Here is a 22262-nt window from a genome sequence, read left to right as displayed (position 1 = left end):
ATAAAATTTCTATTTAAATTAGATATAGACTGATTAAAATTCCGGATTGAGCGTAAAAAAGCGTACTTTTTGAGCTATTTAAGATGGGAATTTAACTTCTTTCTATCAGAAAAGCACATTTAATGGCAAATAACTATGAAATGCAGAATTTGTTAGCTAAGTTCGCAAAGATCAATCAAAATCATTTAGTAATTTGTAAATAGGGGAAATAATGCCAAACACCGCAACAACGCTTGCTGCACCACCAAAGCAGGCCAGCTATGTGCAATCGCTCATAATTCTGGGGGTACTTTATTTTATGCTGGGTTTTATCACGTGGGTGAATGCTACGCTGATCCCATTTCTGCAAATATCCTGTCAGCTTTCCATAGCTGAAGCACTGCTGGTGACTTTTGCTTCTTACCTGGGTTACTTTTTCCTGGCAATTCCATCTTCTTTTATCATCAAGAAGACCGGGTTCAAGAACGGGATGGCATATAGCCTTGTCATAATGGCTGCAGGCTGTCTGGTATTTATTCCCGCCGCCAATACACGTAGCTTCGGTCTTTTCCTGACAGGTCTTTTTATACAGGGTGCGGGTATGTCCCTGCTACAGACCGCTTCCAATCCTTATGTGAGTATTATTGGCCCTATCGAAAGTGCTGCTAAACGCATAAGCATGATGGGTATTTGTAATAAGATTGCCGGTACTATAAGTCCGCTTATTCTTGCTTCCATCATTTTGAAAAATGCTAATGAGCTGGAAGTGAAAATCAAGGCTGCAACAGATCTGGTTGAGAAAAGCGCATTGCTGGACAGCCTGGCTTCCAGGGTGATCCTTCCCTATATTGTTCTTGCGGTTTTCCTGGTATTACTTGCAGTTGCCATCAGCCGTTCTTCCCTGCCGGAAATTGAAACTGAGAGCAAATCAGTGAATGCGGAAGGAAAAACAGTGACAGACAGCAGAACCAGCATTTTCCAGTATCCATATTTGTTGCTGGGCGCGCTATGTATCTTCATGTATGTTGGCGTAGAGGTAATGGCCGGTGACGTAATAGGCACTTATGGCAGAGAACTGGGCATGAGCCTCGATAAAACGAAATATTTCACCACATTTACGCTGGCTGCCATGCTGGTTGGATATGTAACGGGGATTATTACCATTCCGAAATACCTGTCTCAGGACAAGAGCTTACGTATTTGCGCTATTCTGGGTATACTGTTTACCGTTTGTGCATTTATGACCAGTGGCTATACCGCAGTTACCTTCATTGCGTTACTTGGACTGGCCAATTCATTGATGTGGCCTGCCATATTTCCGCTTGCCATTGAAAAGCTGGGTGGCTTTACGAAGCTGGGTTCCGCTTTTCTGGTAATGGGGATCGTTGGTGGTGGTGTACTGCCGCAGATATTCTCCCGCCTGTATAACCCGGAGAGTTTCATTTATGTGCAGGGAATGGACTTCAGACATGCATTCCTGTACTGTATGGTGCCAGGATACATCTACATTCTCTATTATGCAGTGGTGGGACACAAAGTAGGTAAAAGATAATCTGACAAGCTTATAAAAAAAGGCCTTCCGGAGACGGAAGGCCTTTTCATTTTAATATTGGTCATCCAGTGCAAAGATCGGTTTCCTGTTCATCCATCTTCCCCGTGTGAAATCGGGGATGTACTGTACATTCCCGCCTTCCGATACTGATTGCTCGCTCAGTGGTGTGATGGCATACCAGGTAGCCAGATCGTATACGTCCAGGGCATAAGGTGCGCCCCGTTTTACACTTTCTATGAAAGAATTGATCACGTACCAGTCCATACCGCCATGGCCCGCGCCGGCGGCACTGTTGGTGTAACGCTTCCATAAAGGGTGATCATACCTGGCCATATAACTGCCGGCATCCTTTTCTGTGCCTGCTTTCTCCCATTCATCATAAGGGCTTTTGCCTTCTACATAGATCGAATCGAAATCATCCATCCAGAGGCCATTGGTGCCCTGTACGCGGAAGTTGAGAGAGTAGGGGCGGGGTGAGTTGGTATCATGCGACAACATGATGGTCTCACCGTTGTTGGTGCGGATCAATGTGGTGACGATATCGCCCAGCTTAAATTCTACTTTAGCGTTTGGATGGTTCTCACCCCCGTTGTCCACGACGTACTTATGCAGGCCCCTGGATTTGGTAGCTACAGAAGTGAGTGACAGCAGGCGGTTGCCTCTGTTGATGTTGATCATATTGGCAACAGGTCCCAGGCCATGTGTGGGGTACAGGTCACCATTGCGGTGTACACTGTGATTTGTGCGCCATTTGGCTTCAGACATGGCATTCTCGCCAAATTCAACGCCTCCGCCATACAATTGTTTGCCATTATTGAATTTTACTTTGCGCAGGTCATGCTGATAGCCTCCCTGGAGATGCGTCAGTTCGCCGAAAAGGCCCTGCCGCACCATGTTCAATACCGCCATAACATCCCGGCGGTAGCATACGTTCTCCATGCCGAACAGCGGAACACCGGTGTCTTCACTCGCATTGACCAGGTTCCAGCATTCCTGGATATCTGATGCGCCGCATACTTCTACAGCCGGCGTTTTACCTGCTTTCATGGCAGCGATGGCCTGTATGGAATGCCATTCCCAGGGAGTGGCAATAATCACGGCATCGATGTCGTCACGTTTCAGCATGTTGTAAAAATCTTCAGGGCCGTTGCTGTATTCGGCCACTTTTTTCTTACCGCCGTAGGCTTTGTTGATCAATTCGCGCGACCTGGGAACAGCCCATTGGGTATCGGGGTCGCAGATGGCAATAACGTCTACATCCTCCCGGTGAAGGCATAGTTCCAGGTGCCCTTGTCCGCGGGCGCCGACTCCGATCAATCCTACTCTTACTTTTTCTTTTTTGGTGTTTGCAAAGAGGCGGGCGGGCGTATTGAGAAGGGTCAATCCTACACCTGCTGCCACAGTGGTTTTGAGAAAGTTTCTCCTGTGAAAGTGCTGCTTTTTCATGCGTTGTTTGGTTTTAGCCCTTGCTAAAAGATCGAGACTGCTGGTGTATGTATGTAGTTGATGTCTAAAAGTATAGAAAATGTGTTATAGTTGCTATAGCCTTTGTAAAATAGTTTATTATCGCAAGACAGGTGGCAGCTGTTATTCCCTGTCAGTCCTTTGGGTGGCTGATGTCCCGGCTGAGGAAAGCACTTCCGCGAAACCGGTTCTCCTGTATTTTAGCTTTCCCTGCATCAATTTTCTCCTGTTGTACATTTAACGTCTTATTAAGCATTATTTTTAGACGTATGCTTTTGATACAGCATGTATCGGAATAAACAAAACAGGTCGTATCACTACTGATTGCGCCGGAAGCAATTCCGGTTCCACGAAAGACAAACATCAGAGATGAGAAAATTTTTATTAATGGCGGGGCTTTGCAGTACCCTGGCCACTGCTCATGCGCAGGAAATCGCCCCTTATGGTGCACTGCCTTCCAAAGCCCAGTTAGCGTGGCAGGACATGGAATATTACATGTTCATCCACCTGGGTCCGAATACCTTTACTGACAATGAATGGGGACATGGGGATGAAGATCCGAAGGTGTTCAATCCCACCCAGCTTGATGCCCGCCAGTGGGCGCGTACCGCGAAACTGGCAGGGATGAAGGCGATCATTATCACCGCCAAACACCATGATGGTTTCTGCCTCTGGCCCAGTAAGTTCAGCACCCATACCGTAAGGGAAAGCGCCTGGAAAAATGGGAAAGGCGATGTGCTGAAAGAACTGTCTGCCGCCTGTAAGGAATACGGCCTGAAGTTCGGTGTGTACCTTTCCCCATGGGACCGTAACCACCCGGCCTATGGCACTCCTGAGTACAACCAGGTATTCTCCAATACGCTCAACGAAGTGCTCAGCAGCTATGGCCCGGTATTCGAGCAATGGTTCGATGGCGCCAACGGAGAAGGCCCGAATGGTAAAAAGCCTATATATGACTGGGATCTCTTCCACAATACCGTATATAAAAATCAGCCCAATGCTGTCATCTTCAGTGACGTAGGTCCTGGTTGCCGTTGGGTAGGTAATGAAGACGGCATTGCCGGTACTACCAACTGGGCAACCCTGAACGTGAAAGGTTTTACGCCTGGTAAGGGTGCACCTGCTCAGTCTGTGCTGAATGAAGGGAATATAAACGGTGAGAAATGGGTACCGGCAGAATGCGACGTATCTATCCGTCCGGGATGGTTCTACAGTGCCTCTACCAACGATAAGGTAAAGAGCGTGCAGCACCTGCTGGATATCTATTATGGTTCTGTAGGACGCAACAGTAACATGCTGCTGAATGTACCGGTAGACAGGAGAGGGCTGATCTATTCCGCAGACTCTATCCGCCTGATGGAATTCAAGCGCTTCCGGGATGTCAGCTTTAAAACAAACCTGGCGCTGAAAGCGAAGGTGACAGCTACCGAAACCCGTCAGCACAACAGCAAGGTGAAAGCGGCTAACCTTATAGATGGTAATACCGGCACCTACTGGGCTACGCCGGATGGTGTGCTGAAAGGTACTATTACCCTGACCTTTGCAAAGCCTGCTTCCTTCAACAGGCTGGTACTGCAGGAATATGTTGCCCTTGGCCAGCGTGTAAAGGCTTTCTCTGTGGAAATCCTGGAGAAGGGGACCTTTAAGGAAATAGTGACTGCTACTACTATTGGTCATAAACGCATCCTGTCCTTCCCTGATGTAACCACTACACAGGTGCGTATCAATATACAGGACGCACTGGCTTGTCCGGTAATCAGTGAAGTACAGCTGTACAAAGCGCCGGGATTACTGGCAGTCCCTGTTATCCAACGTAATAAACAGGGAGAAGTGAGCATTACCTGTTCTTCCCCTGATCCGGAACTGCATTATACATTAGATGGTAAGGAGCCGGTATACAGCTCTCCTAAATATATAGACGCTATTTCCCTGCCAGCAGGAGGTGTAGTGAAGGCAAAAGCATTCCTAGAAAAAGGAAAGAAAGCCAGCGCAACGGTAACAGCTGTTTACGATATAGCGCCGGCAAAATGGAAGGTGACCTTTACTGACGGACAGGCGAAAGGAGCTGATCCGGAGAAAGCGATAGATGGTAATCCTGAGTCCTTCTGGGCTTCCGTTATCCAGCCGGAGGTAGCGAAATATCCTCATGAGATCCAGGTAGACCTGGGAGAGGAGCTGACACTCAAGGGCTTTACTTATACGCCACGGCACCTGGTACAAAAGTCAGGTACCATTTATACCTATGCTTTCTATGTAAGTGAGGACGGAAAGAACTGGGGAGAGCCGGTAGCACAAGGAAACTTTGCCAACATAGCAAACAATCCTGTGACACAAACGGTCAGATTTAGCAAAGCGGCGAAGGGACGTTTCGTCAAACTGGTGGCAGTTGCTCCCGCCAATGAAAAGGAGCAATGGGCCAGTGTGGCAGAGCTGGGCGTGATCACGAAATGATTAAATAATTGATTTTCAGCAACTCCCCGTCAAACTGACGGGGAGTTTTTGTTTATATGTATTTTTAAAATCTATGTTGGCCCGTAATTTGCAACTACCTATCTGATAATTTAACTTACCGTCTTTAATTTTTTTGACCGCGAAAAAAAATAATAGTATAACTTTGCGTTTGATTTTATTAAAGACAGTTTTTAACAATTTAATGCTGAACTGAAGTTGGAAAACTTTGCGGCCCATAACCTTTCTGCATATCATCCTTCTCTGATGGAAGGAGAGTACTCTATTGGGTTCAATGTCTTTAGATATCTTTCCCGACGACCTCGTATTTGATAGCGTCCGCTCACATCATGCACGCTATCGCAACACCGTGATATAACTCAGTCACACAAAAAAGGTGTTTTTTTATCCAGCAATGGATTCCAGATTATTAATTTTATTGATTACGTTTTCAATTGACAAAATTGGAAAATCCAAATATCATTGTCAGGGTCGCTACCGCTGACGATAAGCATTATGGCAAAACCATCACTGACGAGATGGAATCATCCGCCAAAGCACGTGGAACAGGTATTGCCAAGCGTTCTCCTGAGTATGTCCAACTTAAGATGGAGGAAGGAAAAGCCGTTATAGCAGTAACAGATAAAGGCGAATGGGTAGGCTTTTGCTATATAGAAGCCTGGGGACATGAAAAATTTGTGGCCAACTCGGGGCTTATCGTGAATCCTGCCTTCAGGGGACACGGTGTGGCGAAGGCTATCAAACATCGTGTGTTTGAATTGTCAAGAGAGAAATACCCTGACGCTAAAATATTTGGTCTGACTACAGGGCTTGCAGTGATGAAGATCAACTCAGAACTGGGTTACGAACCGGTAACTTATTCAGAGCTCACAGATGATGACGAGTTCTGGAAGGGATGCCGCAGTTGTGTGAACTTTGAGGTGCTGATGAGCAAGAACCGTAAGAACTGTCTGTGTACAGCTATGCTGTACGACCCTGTTGAGAAAGCAAAGGAAGAGGCTGAGAAGAAGGAACAGATGAAGAAGGCGACGCTGAGCATCAGAACAGATACGGGAGCACAGCCTCAGCCGCAGGTGCTGGTAGCTGCTACCGGAGAGATGAAACACAACAAGAAAGCCAGGAAGTTCAAAGAGAACTTCAAGCTGTTCGAAAGATGGCTGAGGTTTAAAAGATATGTGCTGCTGAAGGGCGGAAAGGATGGCATCAGTGGTGGCAGTGCACCGGCCAGTAAGAAGAAATTCTTCTTCCTGTTCAACTTATTTTAAGAGATCATTTTATTATTATAACGCATCACCCATACAGTAGTGTGGAGAAGGAGCACAATCTTATCATAAATGAAAAAAGTAGTACTTGGATTTAGCGGAGGGCTTGATACTTCCTATTGCGTAAAATACCTGACAGATGATAAAGGGTATGAAGTGCATTCAGTAATTGTCAATACCGGTGGTTTTTCAACGGAAGAACTGCAGGAAATTGAGAAGCGTGCATATAGCCTGGGGGTAAAGAGTCATAAGACGGTAGATGCGGTACGTTCTTATTATGATAGTGCTATCAAATACCTGGTATTTGGTAATGTGCTGAAGAATAATACTTATCCGCTCAGCGTAAGTGCAGAGCGTGTTACACAGGCGCTGGTGATTGCACAGCATGTGAAAGAACTGGGCGCTGACGCGGTAGCGCACGGTAGTACCGGCGCTGGTAACGACCAGGTACGTTTCGACATGATCTTCCATATCATGATCCCGGGTGTTGAGATCATCACACCGATCCGTGATATGCGACTGAGCCGTGAAGAGGAAATTGCTTACCTGAAAGGTAAGGGCGTACAGATGAACTTTGAGAAAGCAGCTTATTCTATTAATAAAGGCATCTGGGGAACATCCGTAGGTGGCAAGGAGACGCTGACATCAGACGGATTTCTGCCGGAAGAAGCATGGCCTACCCAGCTGTCCAAACAGGATGTTGAAAAGGTATCCCTGCAGTTCGTAAAAGGTGAGCTGACCGGTGTGAACGGTAAGACGTTCAGTCATCCGTCAGAAGCTATCCAGCACCTGCAGGCAATAGCGGGCCCGTTTGCTATCGGCCGCGATATCCATGTGGGCGATACCATCATCGGTATCAAAGGCCGTGTGGGTTTTGAAGCTGCTGCGCCTGTAATCATCATCAAAGCGCACCATGCACTGGAAAAACACGTATTGACCAAATGGCAGCTGAGCTGGAAAGACCAGCTGGCGCAGTTCTACGGTAACTGGCTGCATGAGGGACAGGTAATGGACCCTGTAATGCGCGACATCGAAGCCTTCCTGCAGCACAGCCAGGAGCATGTAACCGGCGAAGTATATGTTACCCTGCAGCCTTACCGCTTCCAGGTAACAGGTATCAAATCCGAATATGACCTGATGAGCAGCAAGTTTGGTAAATACGGTGAAATGAACAGTGGCTGGACCGGCGAAGATGTGAGAGGTTTCAGCAAAATATTCGGTAACCAGACAATGATCTGGCATCAGATTGCAGAAAGTGTCAAGGACAAATAGCCGGAGGCGCAAAACACAAGAAAATGGCAAACGACAAGAAAATAAAGGCAGGGATCATTGGTGGAGCAGGATATGGCGGCGGTGAAATGATCCGTCTTTTATTAAATCATCCCAACGTAGAGATCTCTTATGTAAATAGCCGGAGTAATGCCGGTAATCCCCTGTACGCAGTACATGCCGACCTGCTGGGGGAAACTGAGCTCACTTTCACAGGTGAAGTCAGCAGTGATATAGATGTATTGTTCCTGTGTCTCGGACACGGCGAAGCAAAGAAATTCCTGGAAGAAACGGAGATCGCTCCTGCTGTAAAAGTGATTGACCTCAGCCAGGACTTCAGGCTGGGAGAGACGGTGAAAGGAAGAGAGTTCGTATACGGACTACCTGAAATGCAGCGGGAAAAGATTGTTACTGCCAATAATATTGCCAACCCCGGTTGTTTTGCAACTGGTATCCAGTTAGGATTGTTGCCATTGGCCAAAGCGGGTTTGCTGCAGGAAGTACATACCACCGGTATCACAGGATCCACTGGTGCCGGACAGAGTTTACAGGCTACCTCTCATTTCACATGGAGGGCCAACAATATCTCTACTTACAAAGTACTGACCCATCAGCATTTAAAAGAAATACGACGAAGTTTACAGCTGTTGCAGCCGTCCTTTACCGGCGACGTGAATTTCGTACCGGTACGTGGGGATTTTCCAAGAGGTATCTGGGTAACCTCTTACCTGCAGAGCGATTTGTCGCTTGAAGAAGCGCAGCAGCTGTATAAAGCCTACTACGCAGGACATCCGTTTACACATGTGAGTGATAAACAGATAGACCTGAAGCAGATCGTGAACACCAACAAATGCCTGATCCAGCTGGAGAAGGTAGGTAACAAGCTGGTGATCCACTCTATAGAAGACAATCTGCTGAAAGGTGCATCCGGACAGGCAGTGCAGAATATGAACCTCATGTTCGGGCTGGATGAAACTGCGGGATTAAGGCTGAAGTCTATTGTATTTTAAACTATGCCCAACCTGGTGCCAATTTTTTACAATCTTCCGTATAAAACGGGAACAATCTGAGCTACAATGCAATTATTTGACGTATATCCCATTAATGACATCACTATAGAGAAAGCTGCGGGTTCCAACGTATGGGATGAGCAGGGCAATAAATATCTTGACCTGTATGGCGGTCATGCTGTAATTTCTATTGGTCATACACATCCTCACTACGTTCAGCGTTTAACAGATCAGTTACAGAAAGTTGGATTCTATTCCAACTCTATCAAAATACCGTTGCAGCAACAGCTGGCAGAGAAACTGGGTAAAATTTCCGGTAAGGAAGATTATCAGTTGTTCCTCTGTAACTCTGGCGCTGAAGCCAATGAGAATGCGCTGAAACTGGCATCTTTCCACAATGGAAAGAAGAAAATAATCGCATTTAAAAAGTCTTTCCATGGCAGAACTTCACTGGCAGTAGCCGCTACTGATAATCCGAAGATCGTAGCGCCGGTGAATGAAACTGACAACGTGGTATTCCTGCCATGGCAGGATGAGGCAGCTCTGGAAGCGGCTTTTAAACAATATGAAGTATCTTCTGTTATCATCGAAGGCATTCAGGGCGTAGGCGGTATCCAGGTAGCCGGCGAGTCTTTCCTGAAAAAGATCAGAAGTCTTTGTGATGCACATAATGCCGTGTTTATTGCAGATAGCGTACAGTGCGGTTATGGCAGAAGTGGTAAATTCTATTCTCACGATTTTGCTGGTGTGAATGCAGACATTTACACAATGGCAAAAGGAATGGGTAATGGTTTCCCTATCGGTGGCATCATCATTGCTCCGCATATTAAACCTTCCTATGGCCTGCTGGGTACCACTTTCGGTGGTAATCACCTGGCCTGCGCAGCTGCACTGGCAGTACTGGAAGTGATAGAAAGGGATAACCTGATTGCCAATGCTGCAAAAGTAGGCGGTTACCTGATCGAACAACTGAAAACATTCCCGCAGGTAAAAGAAGTAAGAGGCAGAGGATTAATGATCGGTATAGAGCTGCCTGAATCACTGACTCATGTAAGGAAGGAACTGTTGTTCAAGCATAAGATCTTCACAGGTGAAGCAAAACCAAACGTGATAAGACTGCTGCCATCCCTGGCACTGACCATGGAACACGCAGACCAGTTCCTGACTGCATTCAAACAGGAAGTAGAGAAAAACTAAACAATCATCATTACAGAGCCATACAGAAAATGAAACAATTTATTTCCGTAGATGATGTGCCAAGTGTCCCGCGTTTAGTGGAGATCGCACTGGAGTACAAAAAACAGCCTTTCAAAGACAGAGCATTAGGACAGAACAAGACGCTGGGAATGATATTTCTGAACCCCAGTCTGCGAACACGATTGAGTACGCAGGTGGCGGCGAAGAACCTGGGAATGGAAGTAGTGGTATTCAATATCGATAAGGAAGGCTGGCAGCTGGAAATGAATGATGGCGCTATAATGAACGGAAATACTTCGGAGCACGTAAAAGAAGCAGCTGCCGTAATGGGACAGTACTTCGATATAATGGCGATCCGTACATTTCCGGGACTGAAGGATAAAGAGTCTGACTATAAGGAAAAATATATCAATCAGTTCATCAAATACGCAGGCGTGCCTGTATTGAGTCTGGAAAGTGCGACCCTGCATCCTTTGCAGAGTTTAACGGATGTTATCACCATTAAGGAACAGTGGCAGCAGCCACGCAGACCGAAGGTGGTAATGACGTGGGCGCCGCACGTAAAGCCACTGCCACAGGCTGTTCCAAACTCTTTCGCGCAGTGGATCAATGCCTGGGGTGAAGCAGATTTCGTGATCACACATCCGGAAGGATATGAGCTGGATCCGAAATTCACCGGCAGTGCGCAGATAGAATACAACCAGGACAAAGCCCTGGAAGGTGCGGATTTCGTGTATGTAAAGAACTGGTCTTCTTATAAAGATTATGGCAAGATCACCTGCACAGACAGCAACTGGATGGTGACCAACGACAAGCTGAAGGGAACCAACCAGGCGAAAGTGATGCACTGCCTGCCGGTAAGAAGGAATGTGGTGATTGCAGATGAAGTGCTGGATGGACCTAATTCCATCGTCATCCCTGAAGCGGCAAACCGTGTATGGGCGGCGCAGGCGGTATTAAGCCAGATCTTAAAAGGTTAATTTGTATGATCGATCTCTTTGTAATAAAAGTCGGCGGTAACGTCATCGATAATCCTGCATTGCTGGACGCATTCCTTAAAAAGTTTGCAGCCATCAAAGGAAAGAAAATACTGATCCATGGGGGTGGCAAAATAGCCACCCGCATTGGAGATCAGCTGGGTATCAAATCAAATTATGTCGATGGCCGCCGTATTACTGATGCTGCGACGATCGATGTGGTGACAATGGTATACGGTGGGCTGGTAAATAAACAGCTGGTAGCTAAATTACAGGCCAATGGCTGTAATGCTATCGGTATGACAGGTGCTGACGCTAATATCATTCCTGCTACCAAACGTCCTGTGAAAGAGATCGATTACGGATTTGTAGGAGATATCAGCACTGCAGATGTACAGGGTAATTCCCTGAAAGCATTGCTGGAGGCTGACCTGATACCTGTATTTGCACCGCTGACACATGATGGTAAGGGGCAGATGCTAAATACAAATGCAGATACCATTGCTTCTTCCCTGGCGATAGCTTTGTCGAAATTTTATGCGGTGCGACTGATCTATTGCTTCGAGAAGAAAGGTGTGCTGCACAGCCCTGACGATGATAATTCTGTTATTACGCTGATAGATCGTATGATCTATGAGGAACTTAAGGCTGATAACGTGCTGTCGGACGGTATCCTGCCTAAACTGGAAAATGCTTTCGCAGCTATAGAAAGTGGTGTGGCGGAAGTACTGATTGGTCATGCTGATGACGTACAGAGCAACACCACAGATACAGTAGCGGGTACTTTAATACGCTAAACCTATGTGGAACCAACAGCTGTATGATGATGCAGTAACTTTACTAAAAGGGCTGATCTCCACTCCTTCACTGAGCAGGGAGGAACAGGGGACTGCCCAACTGATCGCTGATTTCCTGAAGGAGCGAAATATTCCTTATCAGCAGCATCTGAATAATATATGGGCAAAGAACAAACATTTTGATCCTGCAAAGCCTGTAATTGTCTTTAATTCTCACCACGATACTGTAAAACCTAACCCGCAATACACACGCGACCCTTTTTCTCCCGATGTCGAAGACGGTAAACTATTCGGTCTTGGCAGTAACGACGCAGGCGGATGCCTGGTCAGTCTTATCGCTACCTTTCTGCATTTTTATGATCGCAGCGATATGGCTTACAACATCATTCTTACTGCCACGGCAGAAGAAGAGATCAGTGGTATAAACGGTATTGAAAGCATCCTGTCACAATTGCCCGCTATTGATTTTGCTATAGTGGGAGAGCCTACTCAAACACAACTGGCTACAGCAGAAAAAGGCCTGATGGTGTTGGATTGTACCGTACAGGGTAAAGCAGGACATGCCGCACGTGACGAGGGAGAAAATGCATTGTACAAGGCATTGCCGGATATAGAATGGTTCAGGACCTATCGCTTTCCGAAAGTGTCTGACACACTGGGACCCGTGAAGATGAGTGTAACGGTGATCAACACCTCCAATAAAGCACACAATGTGGTACCGGCAGATTGTACTTTTGTAGTCGATGTGCGGGTAACGGAACAGTATACCCTGGAAGAGGTGCTGGACATCATCCGTGCGAATGTGAAGTGTGAGGTGAAACCCCGTTCTCTGCGTATGCGTCCATCGGGTATCCCGATCGATCATCCGTTTGTACAGGGAGGCTTACGTCATGGCAAAACGACCTATGGCTCGCCCACTACATCAGATCAGGCGCTGATACCGGCTACGTCCATCAAGATGGGGCCTGGCGATTCCGCCCGTTCGCATACGGCGGATGAATACATTTACCTGGACGAGATCCGTCAGGGGATTGATAGTTACATTAAATTACTGGAAGAAATCTTGTAGATATGAAAATCTGGCAAAAGGATAAAGCTGCGCTGGCAGAAGTAGACCGGTTTACCGTTGGTAAAGACCGTGAAATGGATGCTTATCTGGCGCCATTCGATGTGCTGGGCTCTCTGGCGCATACGACCATGCTGGAAAGCATCGGGCTGTTAACAGCAGATGAACTGGTCATCCTGCAGAAAGAATTAAAACAGATATACAAAGAGATACAAGAGGGTAATTTTACGCTGGAAGATGGAGTGGAAGATATCCATTCACAGGTGGAATTATTACTCACCCGCAGACTGGGAGAAGTAGGTAAGAAGATCCACAGTGGCCGTTCCCGTAACGACCAGGTACTGGTGGACCTGAAGCTGTTCCTCCGTCATGAACTGGAAGTGCTGGTAGGCGAGGTAAAGACTTTATTCGACCTGCTGCAGCAGAAAAGTATTCAATACAAAGATCACCTGATACCTGGTTATACGCATTTGCAGATAGCGATGCCATCTTCCTTCGGATTATGGTTTGGTGCTTATGCGGAAAGCCTGGTAGATGACCTCACTGTTTTGCAGGGTGCTTATAAAGTAGTGAATAAAAACCCACTGGGTTCCGCAGCAGGATATGGTTCTTCTTTCCCGTTGAACCGTACCATGACTACACAGCTACTGGGTTTTGATGACCTGAACTACAATGTGGTGTATGCACAGATGGGCCGTGGCAAAACGGAAAAGATCGTTGCTTTTGCACTGGCGGGGATTGCTTCTACAGTGGCGAAAATGGCTATGGACGCTTGTCTGTTCATGAACCAGAACTTTGGTTTCATCAGTTTCCCTGATGAACTAACTACGGGGTCCAGCATCATGCCTCACAAGAAGAATCCTGATGTGTGGGAACTGATCCGCTCACATGGTAACAAACTGCAGGCATTGCCGAATGAGATCACCATGATGATCACGAACCTGCCCAGCGGTTATCACCGTGACCTGCAGCTGCTGAAGGAAAATCTGTTCCCTGCATTTGGCGTGCTGAAAGATTGCCTGCGGATGGCGGGATTAATGCTGGAGAACATCCGCATCAAAGAAAACATACTCGATGATGAGAAATACCGTTACCTGTTCAGCGTGGAAGTGGTGAACAAGCTTGTACTGGAAGGGGTGCCTTTCCGTGAAGCCTATAAGCAGGTAGGACTGGATATTGAGAAGGGCAACTTCACGCCTGATAAGACCGTGCAACATACGCATGAAGGAAGTATTGGTAATCCGGGGAATGAAGAAGTGAACAGGATGATGGATGAAGTGATCAAAGGTTTTCCTTTCGGAAAGGTAGCAGCAGCGGTAGAGAAGCTATTGAGTTAAACGAAGCGAGATATACGTTATAAAAGAAACGGCCTGAAAGTATCATACTTTCAGGCCGTTTCTTTTATAACGTATTTACTAAATAGCCTCGATGGATAACCTCGTGGATTTCTCCTTTTCATCATACTCGGAAACGATGATGTGGCCATCCTTTGCAGGGTAGATGTTTGTTTTTACCTCGTTATTGTTCCTGGCTATTTTCCGCACGATCTTTTTCTCATGGACATTATAGATAGTAATGTCTTTTTCACCTTTAACAATCAGGAAAGAAGTTTTGGTATCTGGGTTGGTTAAAGAATAAAAACTGCAGTTATCAGCCATTTTGAATATAGGCGCAGCATTCTTTCGTTTGTATAATTCAGTGCCGATACTATCAACATAGCTGAGCTTACCATTTTTATCCATTTGCATTAACAGTACATCATCGAAAGAATAGGAGCCGAACGCACCTGTTGCTAACATGATACAGCTAGGGATTAATAATGGAGACATGATCGAACCGGCGATGATAGCGCCCCTGTTCCTCTTTGCAGTAAGGCGGGTTCCCAGGAAATAGGTATTGCCGTCAAAGTCCCGGAAAGAAGGGCGTGGCACAATATGCCCCTGAACGCTGCTTATATATCCTTCGTTGGTAATATTATGGTTACTGGTACTGTCAGCCCAGCAGAAATAAGCAGTTTTCACATCTTCTTTGTGAGCGCCATTTATATCCATTTTGAAAACTCCCCGGAATGCTCCAGTGTAGATCTCATATATATCGTTCATACTGTTATCCCAGAATTGGCGGGCAATGATGCCGGAGATGAATAATTTACCGGTGGCAGGGTCATTCCCAAAGCCGAGGATATCCAGCGAACGTCCTTTTTTATCTCGCAGCAGCAGTTTCAGTGTAGGGGAGGCGGCGTTACCGCTATATCCGTACAGGGTATAACCACTGCCGTTGCCATATTCCTCTGCTCCTCGTGTCAGCAGGTAGATATCATTGCCTGCAGTATGCAAATAATAACTGACGGCGATCTCTTTCACCTGTCTTTCACCGATTTTTTCGCCGGCAGTATTGAAAGTGAGCAAAGACCTTTTAGTCTTGTCACCGTAGAAGGCAGCAAAACCTACGCCGCTAATGTTTTTCAGCTGGATGTCCTGTTTGAACGGACGTATACCTGCTTCATATTCTCTCAGTGCTACATAGATATCGACGTCTGCTTTCTTTTCGAAGGTTTTCGTAATCTCACCCTGCAGGTTGATGAACTGTGCAAAGAAGGATACGTATCCTTTCTTTGCTGCTATTTTATAAGAGATCTTATGTTTTGCGGTTGTACCTAATACATCACTTTTGATATAGGCCAGACAGAGGATATCCTGCTCGAAGGCTACATCGCGTAGGCTCAGTTTCTGCTGACGGAACTTCACCTTTCCGATATCGTTCAGATTTTCATCCATGATAGTGATCTCGTAGTTAAAAGAGTCTTTGCTGGCTTTTTCCAGTTCTGTAAATGTCAAATAGCCTACGAGGCTTCCATCCTGCATAATGCTGTGCAGGGAGGTGGAAACACCATTACCTACCTGTTTAAATACCCTGGACTGGGCATTGACATTAGAAACAATAAATAAGGCGTACAGGAATACCAGGAATCGTGTTTTCATTTGTAAGTGTTTAAAAGTGCAACTACGAGGTGTAGGTTTGAAATTTGTGACGTACAGGACCTGTACCGGTCTGAAAGGTGATTTGCTATGAATTGCAGGGCATTATGTTTGAATGCACTGCCAGATCGTGTGAACAGTTATGGTCATGGATAACCAGGTATAAGTCTCATGCAATGTCCCCTCGAAGGTATAGGTGTGATTTTCAGGCAATATAAGAAAAAATAGTACTATATAGGTAAATTCATTTTCTGGGTCATGGACGATGGAAACAAAAAGGGCCAGCCCATGAGCCAGCCCTTTTCTATTTTAAAGCTATTTTAGAAGGCTATATTGATGCCAGCGAAGAAATTGGTACCAGCCATCGGATAATATCCGTTCGTCGATTTTTCGGTCCCGTCTTCTTTATATGCGTAGGTCCAACCGTTGGGTGAGTACTTCTTATTCCAGATATTGTTTAGCATGAACTGTAAACCGAGCTCTTTAAACAGCGGTTGCGGTATTACATAGTTAATGCGGAGATCGTTCGTATAATAGCCGTCCAGGCTGCGTTCTTTTGTGCTGGTATTATCCAGGTACTGTCTGCTTACATACTTGCCCAGGAGGCTTATTTCCAGGTTCCTGACTGGCTTTGCGGTTAAAGTATAACCGCCTACAAAAGAAGGGGAGAAAGCAATATTGCTGTTGTTGAAAGAAACAGTATCCTGCAGGCCGGTATTCCAGTTGTCAACGAAATTCCTGAAGTCTTTTACTTTGTTACGGCTCAGGGCAGCATTGGCTGAGAGTGTGAAGAGATGTCCCAGTCTTGTACTGGCCTGTAGCTCTACACCTGCGCGGTAGCTCTTGGGAATATTGGTACGGGTATAGGCGCCTACATCATTCAGCTGACCGGTTTGCACCAGCTGGTTTTTGTAGTTCATGTAGTACGCATTAGCCTGTAATACCAGGTTACTGCCGTGATAAGAATATCCTGCTTCCACATCACGCAGTGTTTCGTGTTTGGGTGTATTGTTCACACCAGCTTCAAAGTCGTCACGGTTGGGCTCTTTATTACCCACAGCGAAGGAAGCATATACTTCCTGGCGGGCATCCAGCGTATAGGAGATACCTGCTTTCGGATTGAAGAAGTTATAGTCGTTGTGTTGTATGAGGTGAGGATTATCGTCAAACCCATCGATATTGTATTTCACCGTGCGGTATTGCAGATCAGCAAACAGGCGGAGAGCTGTCGTGAGTTTGTATTCGCCTTTCCAGTATATGTTCAGATCGCGTTTGAAAGCGTCGTTGTCGTAATACCTGTGATCTTTATCTATGGCATATTGCGCCCAGATGATCTTGCCGAAATGGCTGCCCTCATAGCGGTTCCATCCGCCTCCCAGACTCCAGTTCAGTTTATCGCCTTTATAGTTGACAGAGAAGATGCCACCGTAGAAATTATTATCCAGCCAGAGTTGTCTGATAAGATCTGTTTTTGTTACAGGTGCGCCGTTGATAACAGGATCAGCGATACCATAGTCAGCAAATGCTTCTGCTTCCCTATACTGTTCATAATACCCCCTGCCGCGGGTATAGTGTGCCGCAACGTTAAAATCGAGTCTTGGGCTGAGGGATTGGTTCAGGAACAGCTGGTAATGGTCCTGCTGATAGTTATCTGTTTCATTATCGTAGTAAGAACCGTCAGAACGTTGTCCGGCAGAGTTGTATGTACGATGTGTTTTCAGTGAATCAAACGGTACGCCGTTCCATGCCTGGTAGGTCTTTTCTTTACCGGAAAATACATTGAGGCGGATAGCGGTGTTTTTGGAAATATAGGCAGCAGAAGTATAGAAGGAGCGCAGATCAGACGATGCGCGGTCTATATAGCCATCTGAAGAGATCTTGGACAGTCTGGCATCGATGGTGAAGTGGTCATTGATCAAGCCGGAACCTGCTTTCACCGTATGTTTCCAGGAATTGAAAGAACCGTAACTGTTGCTGATTTCACCATAGGCTTTATCCCTGAAATCGTTGGTGCTGAGATTGAGAGAAGCGCCGAAAGCGCCGGCCCCGTTGGTGGAAGTACCTACACCACGTTGCAGTTGTATACTGCTGACAGAAGATGCGAAGTCAGGCATGTTTACGAAGAAAGTACCCTGTGATTCGGCATCATTGATAGGGATACCGTTTGCAGTGACATTGATACGTGTAATATCAGAACCTCTCACACGGATACCGGTATAACCGATACCTGTTCCGGCATCGGAATTTGTTACTACGCCTGGTTGTTGATTGAGCAGCAGTGGAAGGTCCTGTCCGAGGTTTTGCTTTTTGATGTCCTCAGCAGTCACTGTGGACTGTGTGAAGGGAGAGTGTTCACCTGCACGCAGGCTGGTGATCTCAACGGGTTTCACAAACAGCCCTGTTTCTTCCAGGGAGATGTCTGTCTGAATGCTGCTGCCGTTGGCGCTGATAGTTGTCGTAAATGTTTTAAAACCGAGATAAGTGGCCTGTAAGGTGTATTGTCCTTTTGAAGAAATAGTAAAACGGTATTGACCGCTGGCATCGGTATGAACGCCATTATTAGTGGAAGGGATACTTACAGACACGCCCTGCAGCGGTTTACCACTGTTCTTGTCGGTAACTGTTCCTGTCAGCACAGTTTGCGCGTGCACAGTACTTAAGCTGCAAAGCAGCAAAAGAAATAAAAGTTGTCTCATGGGACTATGACGATTTAATAGCTTACAATCTGTAGCTTTCTTTCAATATGCGGGTAAGGAAGAGATTGTTCGCTTACCTTTCCTAAACAGCATTACCTGGTCAGGTTCAACGGGTCTGATCTCAGCCTGATAGTAAGGCACCCCGAGGTGAAACCGGGAGTTTTGAATATTAATTTGCGCCAGTACGCACTCCTGTTTCCGGGAACAAAGTTATAGCTGCTTTGATTAAAAAGAGAAAATATTTTTCACAATGAAAGAAAATGTATAATTTCCATTCATTATACATCTCTCACAAATTGAATCCTCCCTGAACTTTTTTTATCGTTAACCAAATTGAATCTGTAATGATCAGACTACAATTAATCGGGCATCTGGGACATGATGCAGTTCAGCGGCATGTGAGTAGCAAAAGCGTACTCAGCTTTCGTATCGCGCACACGGAGCGTTACACAAATAAGGAAGGCGTAATGCAGGAAAAGACCATCTGGGTAGACTGCTCCTATTGGGAGCGGGAAAAAGTGGGGCCTTATCTTACGAAAGGTACACGCGTATATGTGGATGGAACTCCATCTGCGGAGGTGTACGTGAATAGTCAGGGAGAACAGGTATCGACGCTTCGGTTGCGGGTAGGCACTTTACAGTTACTTTCCAGCCCTCGTGGAAGTGGCAGGAGGGAAATGGATGGAGAGGAGGCTGTAAGCGATGATGGCGATGTTTCTGACGATTTGCCCTTTTAGGTAATGTGCCGATGCTGGCGGGGCAGTTGGACAGACGTACAGACCAGGGCTCCTGAATGTTTTCTATTTAAGTCAACAGGAAATGTTCAACATGTTGATGGTGGCAGCTGACATTGGCGAAAGGGGAGCATTTTCTGTCCAGGCTAATGACCTGCAACATGCTTGTGGTAGTAGCGGACGTGGCAGCCGGAGGTGTTGAAATGTTTACCGGTTTAAACCAACCGGTAACGGGCAATATTTTTTGGGACTAGCGAACGTAGCCGCCTAAGGATGTTGAAATTGTTTGCTGTAAAGCATTTTATGTGAATTTTAAAAGGGAGCGCGGGCGCTTTTTTTTCAATCTTTTTCTGATTTTTCCGAAAAAGATTTGGCGAGAATGATTTTAATCCTATCTTTGCACCCTCATTGCGAGGTAGAGCAGAGGTAGCTCGTCGGGCTCATAACCCGAAGGTCAGGGGTTCGAATCCTCTCCTCGCTACTAAAAACAAAACAAAAAGGCCGAAGTGATTCGGCTTTTTTTATTTCAGGAAGTTAAGGAAATTCGTTGTGCATGCATAAAGCTGGTTTCGTAAATATCTTCGGTAAGGCCAATGCAGGGAAAAGTACCCTGATGAACGCGCTGGTGGGCGAAAAGCTCGCCATTGTATCTCCGAAGGTACAGACAACCAGGCACCGCATTACGGGAATAGTGACCACACCGGAATATCAGATCGTATTCTCTGATACGCCGGGTATTATCGATCCCCGTTACCGGCTGCACGAAAAAATGATGGGAGCTGTTAAGTCAGCGCTGGAAGATGCCGACGTAGCCATGTTGCTCATGGATGCCAAGGAGAACCTGGAGGAGAACCTGGAGCTGTTCGGATCGCTGAAACTAAAAGCCCGCAGCATTCTGGTGATCAACAAGTCGGATCTCCTGATGAAAGATGAGCTGGAAGCATTGGTAAAAAAATGCGAAGAGTGGGGGAAGGCAGAAAAAGTGGTAGTGATCTCCGCCATGCAGGGAAAAGGTATCCCGGCATTGCTGGAAACTGTGGTATCCCTGCTCCCCGAAAGCGACCCCTTCTATCCGGAAGATACGTTAACCGATAAGTCTACACGTTTCTTTGTAGCCGAGATCGTCCGGGAAAAGATATTTCACCTGTTTGACGAAGAGATCCCTTATCATACTGCGGTAATTGTTACGCAGTACCAGGAGAAGAACACACTGATCAAGATCTCAGCAGAGATCATTGTGACGCGTGAGACGCAGAAAGCGATCATCCTGGGAGACAAAGGGGCTTCCATTAAAAAGATCGGTACGCTGGCCCGCCAGGATATCGAGAAATTTGTGGGTCAGAAAGTGTTCCTTGAACTATTTGTGAAAGTGCGCAGCAAGTGGCGGGATAATGATATTTATTTAAGGGAATACGGTTATTAATTTTATTTAGTTATGGCAGGATTTACAGTAGCAATCGTCGGTCGTCCAAATGTGGGTAAATCTACCCTGTTCAACCGTTTGCTGGAGCAGCGTAAAGCCATCGTCGATGACGTGAGCGGTGTTACGCGTGACAGGCAATATGGTGTTGCGGACTGGAACGGAAAATCGTTCAACGTGATTGATACCGGTGGTTTTGTATCCAGAAGTGAAGATATTTTCGAGCGTGAGATACGCAAACAGGTACAAATAGCAATGGAGGAGGCTAACCTCCTGCTGTTCATGTGTGATGTGGCTACGGGTATTACCGACCTGGATGAGGATATGGCGAATATATTACGGCGCTCTTCTAAACCGGTGATACTGGTGGTAAATAAAGTGGACAACAGTACCCGTCAGCTGGAAGCAACAGAGTTCTACAGCCTCGGGTTTGAAAACATATTTTTCATGTCTTCCATGAGTGGTAGCGGCAGTGGTGAATTGCTGGACGAGATAACCAGCAAGATCCCCGAAGATGATGAAACGCTGGAAGCGGCGCAGGAAGCGGCAGAACTGCCGAAGATCGCAATTATCGGTCAGCCGAATGTGGGTAAATCATCCCTGCTGAATGCACTGATCGGAGAGGAGCGGAATATTGTGTCCGACATTCCCGGTACTACGCGCGATACGATCCACACGCACTATAAAATGTTCCAGAAGGACTTTATCCTGATCGATACTGCCGGTTTGCGCCGTAAGAACAAAGTACAGGAAGATCTGGAGTTTTATTCCGTAATCCGCGCTATCAAGGCGATGGACGAAGCGGATGTCTGCCTGTTGTTGCTCGACGCCGCCAAAGGCGTTACTGCACAGGACCTGAGCATTTTCAGCCTGGCTGGCCGTAAAGGAAAAGGCCTGGTTGTATTAGTGAATAAATGGGACCTGATCGAAGATAAAAGCACCAATACGGCAAGGGATTATGAAAAAGACCTGAAAAGTCGTCTGGCGCCATTCTCTGATGTACCGATCATATTCACCTCTGTAACAGAGAAACAGCGTATTTTCAAGGCGATAGAAGAGGCCCTGCGTGTATATGATAACCGTAAGCGTAAAGTGCAGACTTCCAAGTTGAATGAGGTGATGCTGAAGGCGATAGAGAATTTCCATCCGCCGGTAGTGAGAGGTATTCCTATCAAAATCAAGTATGTAACTCAACTTCCGACGTTTACGCCAGCATTTGCATTCTTCTGTAATCTGCCGGATGATGTGAAGCAACCATACAGGAATTACCTTGAAAATCAGCTCCGTAGCAACTTTGATTTTGAGGGAGTGCCGTTGAAACTGTTCTTCAGGAAGAAATAAAGGTAAAATTTTGATATAGATGTTGTTCTATATTTAAAAATAACTATACCT

The 22262-nt window shown here is 46.3% G+C and carries 16 protein-coding genes, 1 tRNA gene and 1 riboswitch; of the genes, 14 read left to right on the top strand and 3 right to left on the bottom strand.

Translation table 11 applies throughout. The features are described from left to right. Positions 1-211: 211 nt before the first annotated feature. Positions 212-1531 carry a sugar MFS transporter gene (locus F3I09_RS00745; protein WP_149693130.1) on the top strand — a complete coding sequence of 440 codons (1320 nt, stop codon included), beginning with the start codon at positions 212-214 and terminating at the stop codon, positions 1529-1531. A 51-nt stretch (positions 1532-1582) separates the two neighbouring features. Here the strand turns inward: F3I09_RS00745 and F3I09_RS00740 are convergent, their stop codons facing one another. Continuing rightward, the gene (locus F3I09_RS00740) at positions 1583-2977 is read right to left on the bottom strand and encodes a Gfo/Idh/MocA family protein (protein WP_149693129.1); all 1395 of its coding nucleotides are present in this window, start codon (positions 2975-2977) and stop codon (positions 1583-1585) included. Positions 2978-3364: 387 nt separating this feature from the next. Between F3I09_RS00740 and F3I09_RS00735 the strand changes: the two genes are divergently transcribed. The 9 genes from F3I09_RS00735 to argH all read left to right on the top strand — a co-directional run bounded on the left by F3I09_RS00735 (position 3365) and on the right by argH (position 14379). Continuing rightward, positions 3365-5446 (top strand): discoidin domain-containing protein, encoded by a 2082-nt coding sequence (locus tag F3I09_RS00735; RefSeq protein ID WP_223233093.1) that lies wholly within the window; start codon positions 3365-3367, stop codon positions 5444-5446. Positions 5447-5907: 461 nt separating this feature from the next. Then, complete coding sequence (locus F3I09_RS00730; RefSeq protein WP_223233092.1) at positions 5908-6729, top strand: GNAT family N-acetyltransferase; 822 nt, start codon at positions 5908-5910, stop codon at positions 6727-6729. Between the two features lie 69 nt (positions 6730-6798). Next, positions 6799-7998 carry an argininosuccinate synthase gene (locus tag F3I09_RS00725; protein ID WP_149693128.1) on the top strand — a complete coding sequence of 400 codons (1200 nt, stop codon included), beginning with the start codon at positions 6799-6801 and terminating at the stop codon, positions 7996-7998. 23 nt (positions 7999-8021) lie between these two features. Next, complete coding sequence (gene argC / locus F3I09_RS00720) at positions 8022-9005, top strand: N-acetyl-gamma-glutamyl-phosphate reductase (protein WP_149693127.1); 984 nt, start codon at positions 8022-8024, stop codon at positions 9003-9005. A 66-nt stretch (positions 9006-9071) separates the two neighbouring features. Continuing rightward, complete coding sequence (locus F3I09_RS00715; protein WP_149693126.1) at positions 9072-10202, top strand: aspartate aminotransferase family protein; 1131 nt, start codon at positions 9072-9074, stop codon at positions 10200-10202. 29 nt (positions 10203-10231) lie between these two features. Continuing rightward, a complete protein-coding gene (locus tag F3I09_RS00710) occupies positions 10232-11182 on the top strand; it encodes an N-acetylornithine carbamoyltransferase (RefSeq protein ID WP_149693125.1) in 951 nt (316 codons plus the stop codon). Between the two features lie 5 nt (positions 11183-11187). Further along, positions 11188-11976 (top strand): acetylglutamate kinase, encoded by a 789-nt coding sequence (argB, locus tag F3I09_RS00705; RefSeq protein WP_149693124.1) that lies wholly within the window; start codon positions 11188-11190, stop codon positions 11974-11976. A 4-nt stretch (positions 11977-11980) separates the two neighbouring features. Further along, on the top strand, positions 11981-13045 hold the full coding sequence (locus F3I09_RS00700) for a M20 family metallo-hydrolase (protein WP_149693123.1): 1065 nt from the start codon (positions 11981-11983) through the stop codon (positions 13043-13045). Between the two features lie 2 nt (positions 13046-13047). Then, positions 13048-14379 carry an argininosuccinate lyase gene (gene argH, locus F3I09_RS00695; RefSeq protein ID WP_149693122.1) on the top strand — a complete coding sequence of 444 codons (1332 nt, stop codon included), beginning with the start codon at positions 13048-13050 and terminating at the stop codon, positions 14377-14379. 78 nt (positions 14380-14457) lie between these two features. On the opposite strand, the gene F3I09_RS00690 is transcribed toward argH, so the two are convergent. Both F3I09_RS00690 and F3I09_RS00685 read right to left on the bottom strand, forming a co-directional pair. Further along, the gene (locus F3I09_RS00690) at positions 14458-16023 is read right to left on the bottom strand and encodes a DUF6770 family protein (protein WP_149693121.1); all 1566 of its coding nucleotides are present in this window, start codon (positions 16021-16023) and stop codon (positions 14458-14460) included. A gap of 317 nt (positions 16024-16340) precedes the next feature. Next, the gene (locus F3I09_RS00685; RefSeq protein WP_149693120.1) at positions 16341-18716 is read right to left on the bottom strand and encodes a TonB-dependent receptor; all 2376 of its coding nucleotides are present in this window, start codon (positions 18714-18716) and stop codon (positions 16341-16343) included. Positions 18717-18778: 62 nt separating this feature from the next. After that, a riboswitch (TPP riboswitch) is annotated at positions 18779-18871 on the bottom strand. Between the two features lie 189 nt (positions 18872-19060). On the opposite strand from F3I09_RS00685, the gene F3I09_RS00680 reads away from it, so the two are divergent. The 4 genes from F3I09_RS00680 to der all read left to right on the top strand — a co-directional run bounded on the left by F3I09_RS00680 (position 19061) and on the right by der (position 22211). Beyond that, positions 19061-19453 (top strand): single-stranded DNA-binding protein, encoded by a 393-nt coding sequence (locus F3I09_RS00680; protein ID WP_149693119.1) that lies wholly within the window; start codon positions 19061-19063, stop codon positions 19451-19453. Positions 19454-19859: 406 nt separating this feature from the next. Further along, positions 19860-19931: transfer RNA gene (locus F3I09_RS00675), tRNA-Met, on the top strand. Between the two features lie 72 nt (positions 19932-20003). Beyond that, positions 20004-20873 carry a GTPase Era gene (era, locus tag F3I09_RS00670; RefSeq protein WP_149693118.1) on the top strand — a complete coding sequence of 290 codons (870 nt, stop codon included), beginning with the start codon at positions 20004-20006 and terminating at the stop codon, positions 20871-20873. A 12-nt stretch (positions 20874-20885) separates the two neighbouring features. Further along, positions 20886-22211, top strand: coding sequence for a ribosome biogenesis GTPase Der (gene der / locus F3I09_RS00665; RefSeq protein WP_149693117.1), 1326 nt, complete (start codon positions 20886-20888; stop codon positions 22209-22211). The last annotated feature ends 51 nt before the right edge of the window (positions 22212-22262 follow it).

The sequence above is a fragment of the Chitinophaga sp. CF418 genome (assembly GCF_900142925.1).
Taxonomy (GTDB): Bacteria; Bacteroidota; Bacteroidia; order Chitinophagales; family Chitinophagaceae; genus Chitinophaga.
The sequence above is the reverse complement of the archived record's forward strand: the minus strand, read 5'-3'. Positions and strand labels throughout refer to the sequence as shown.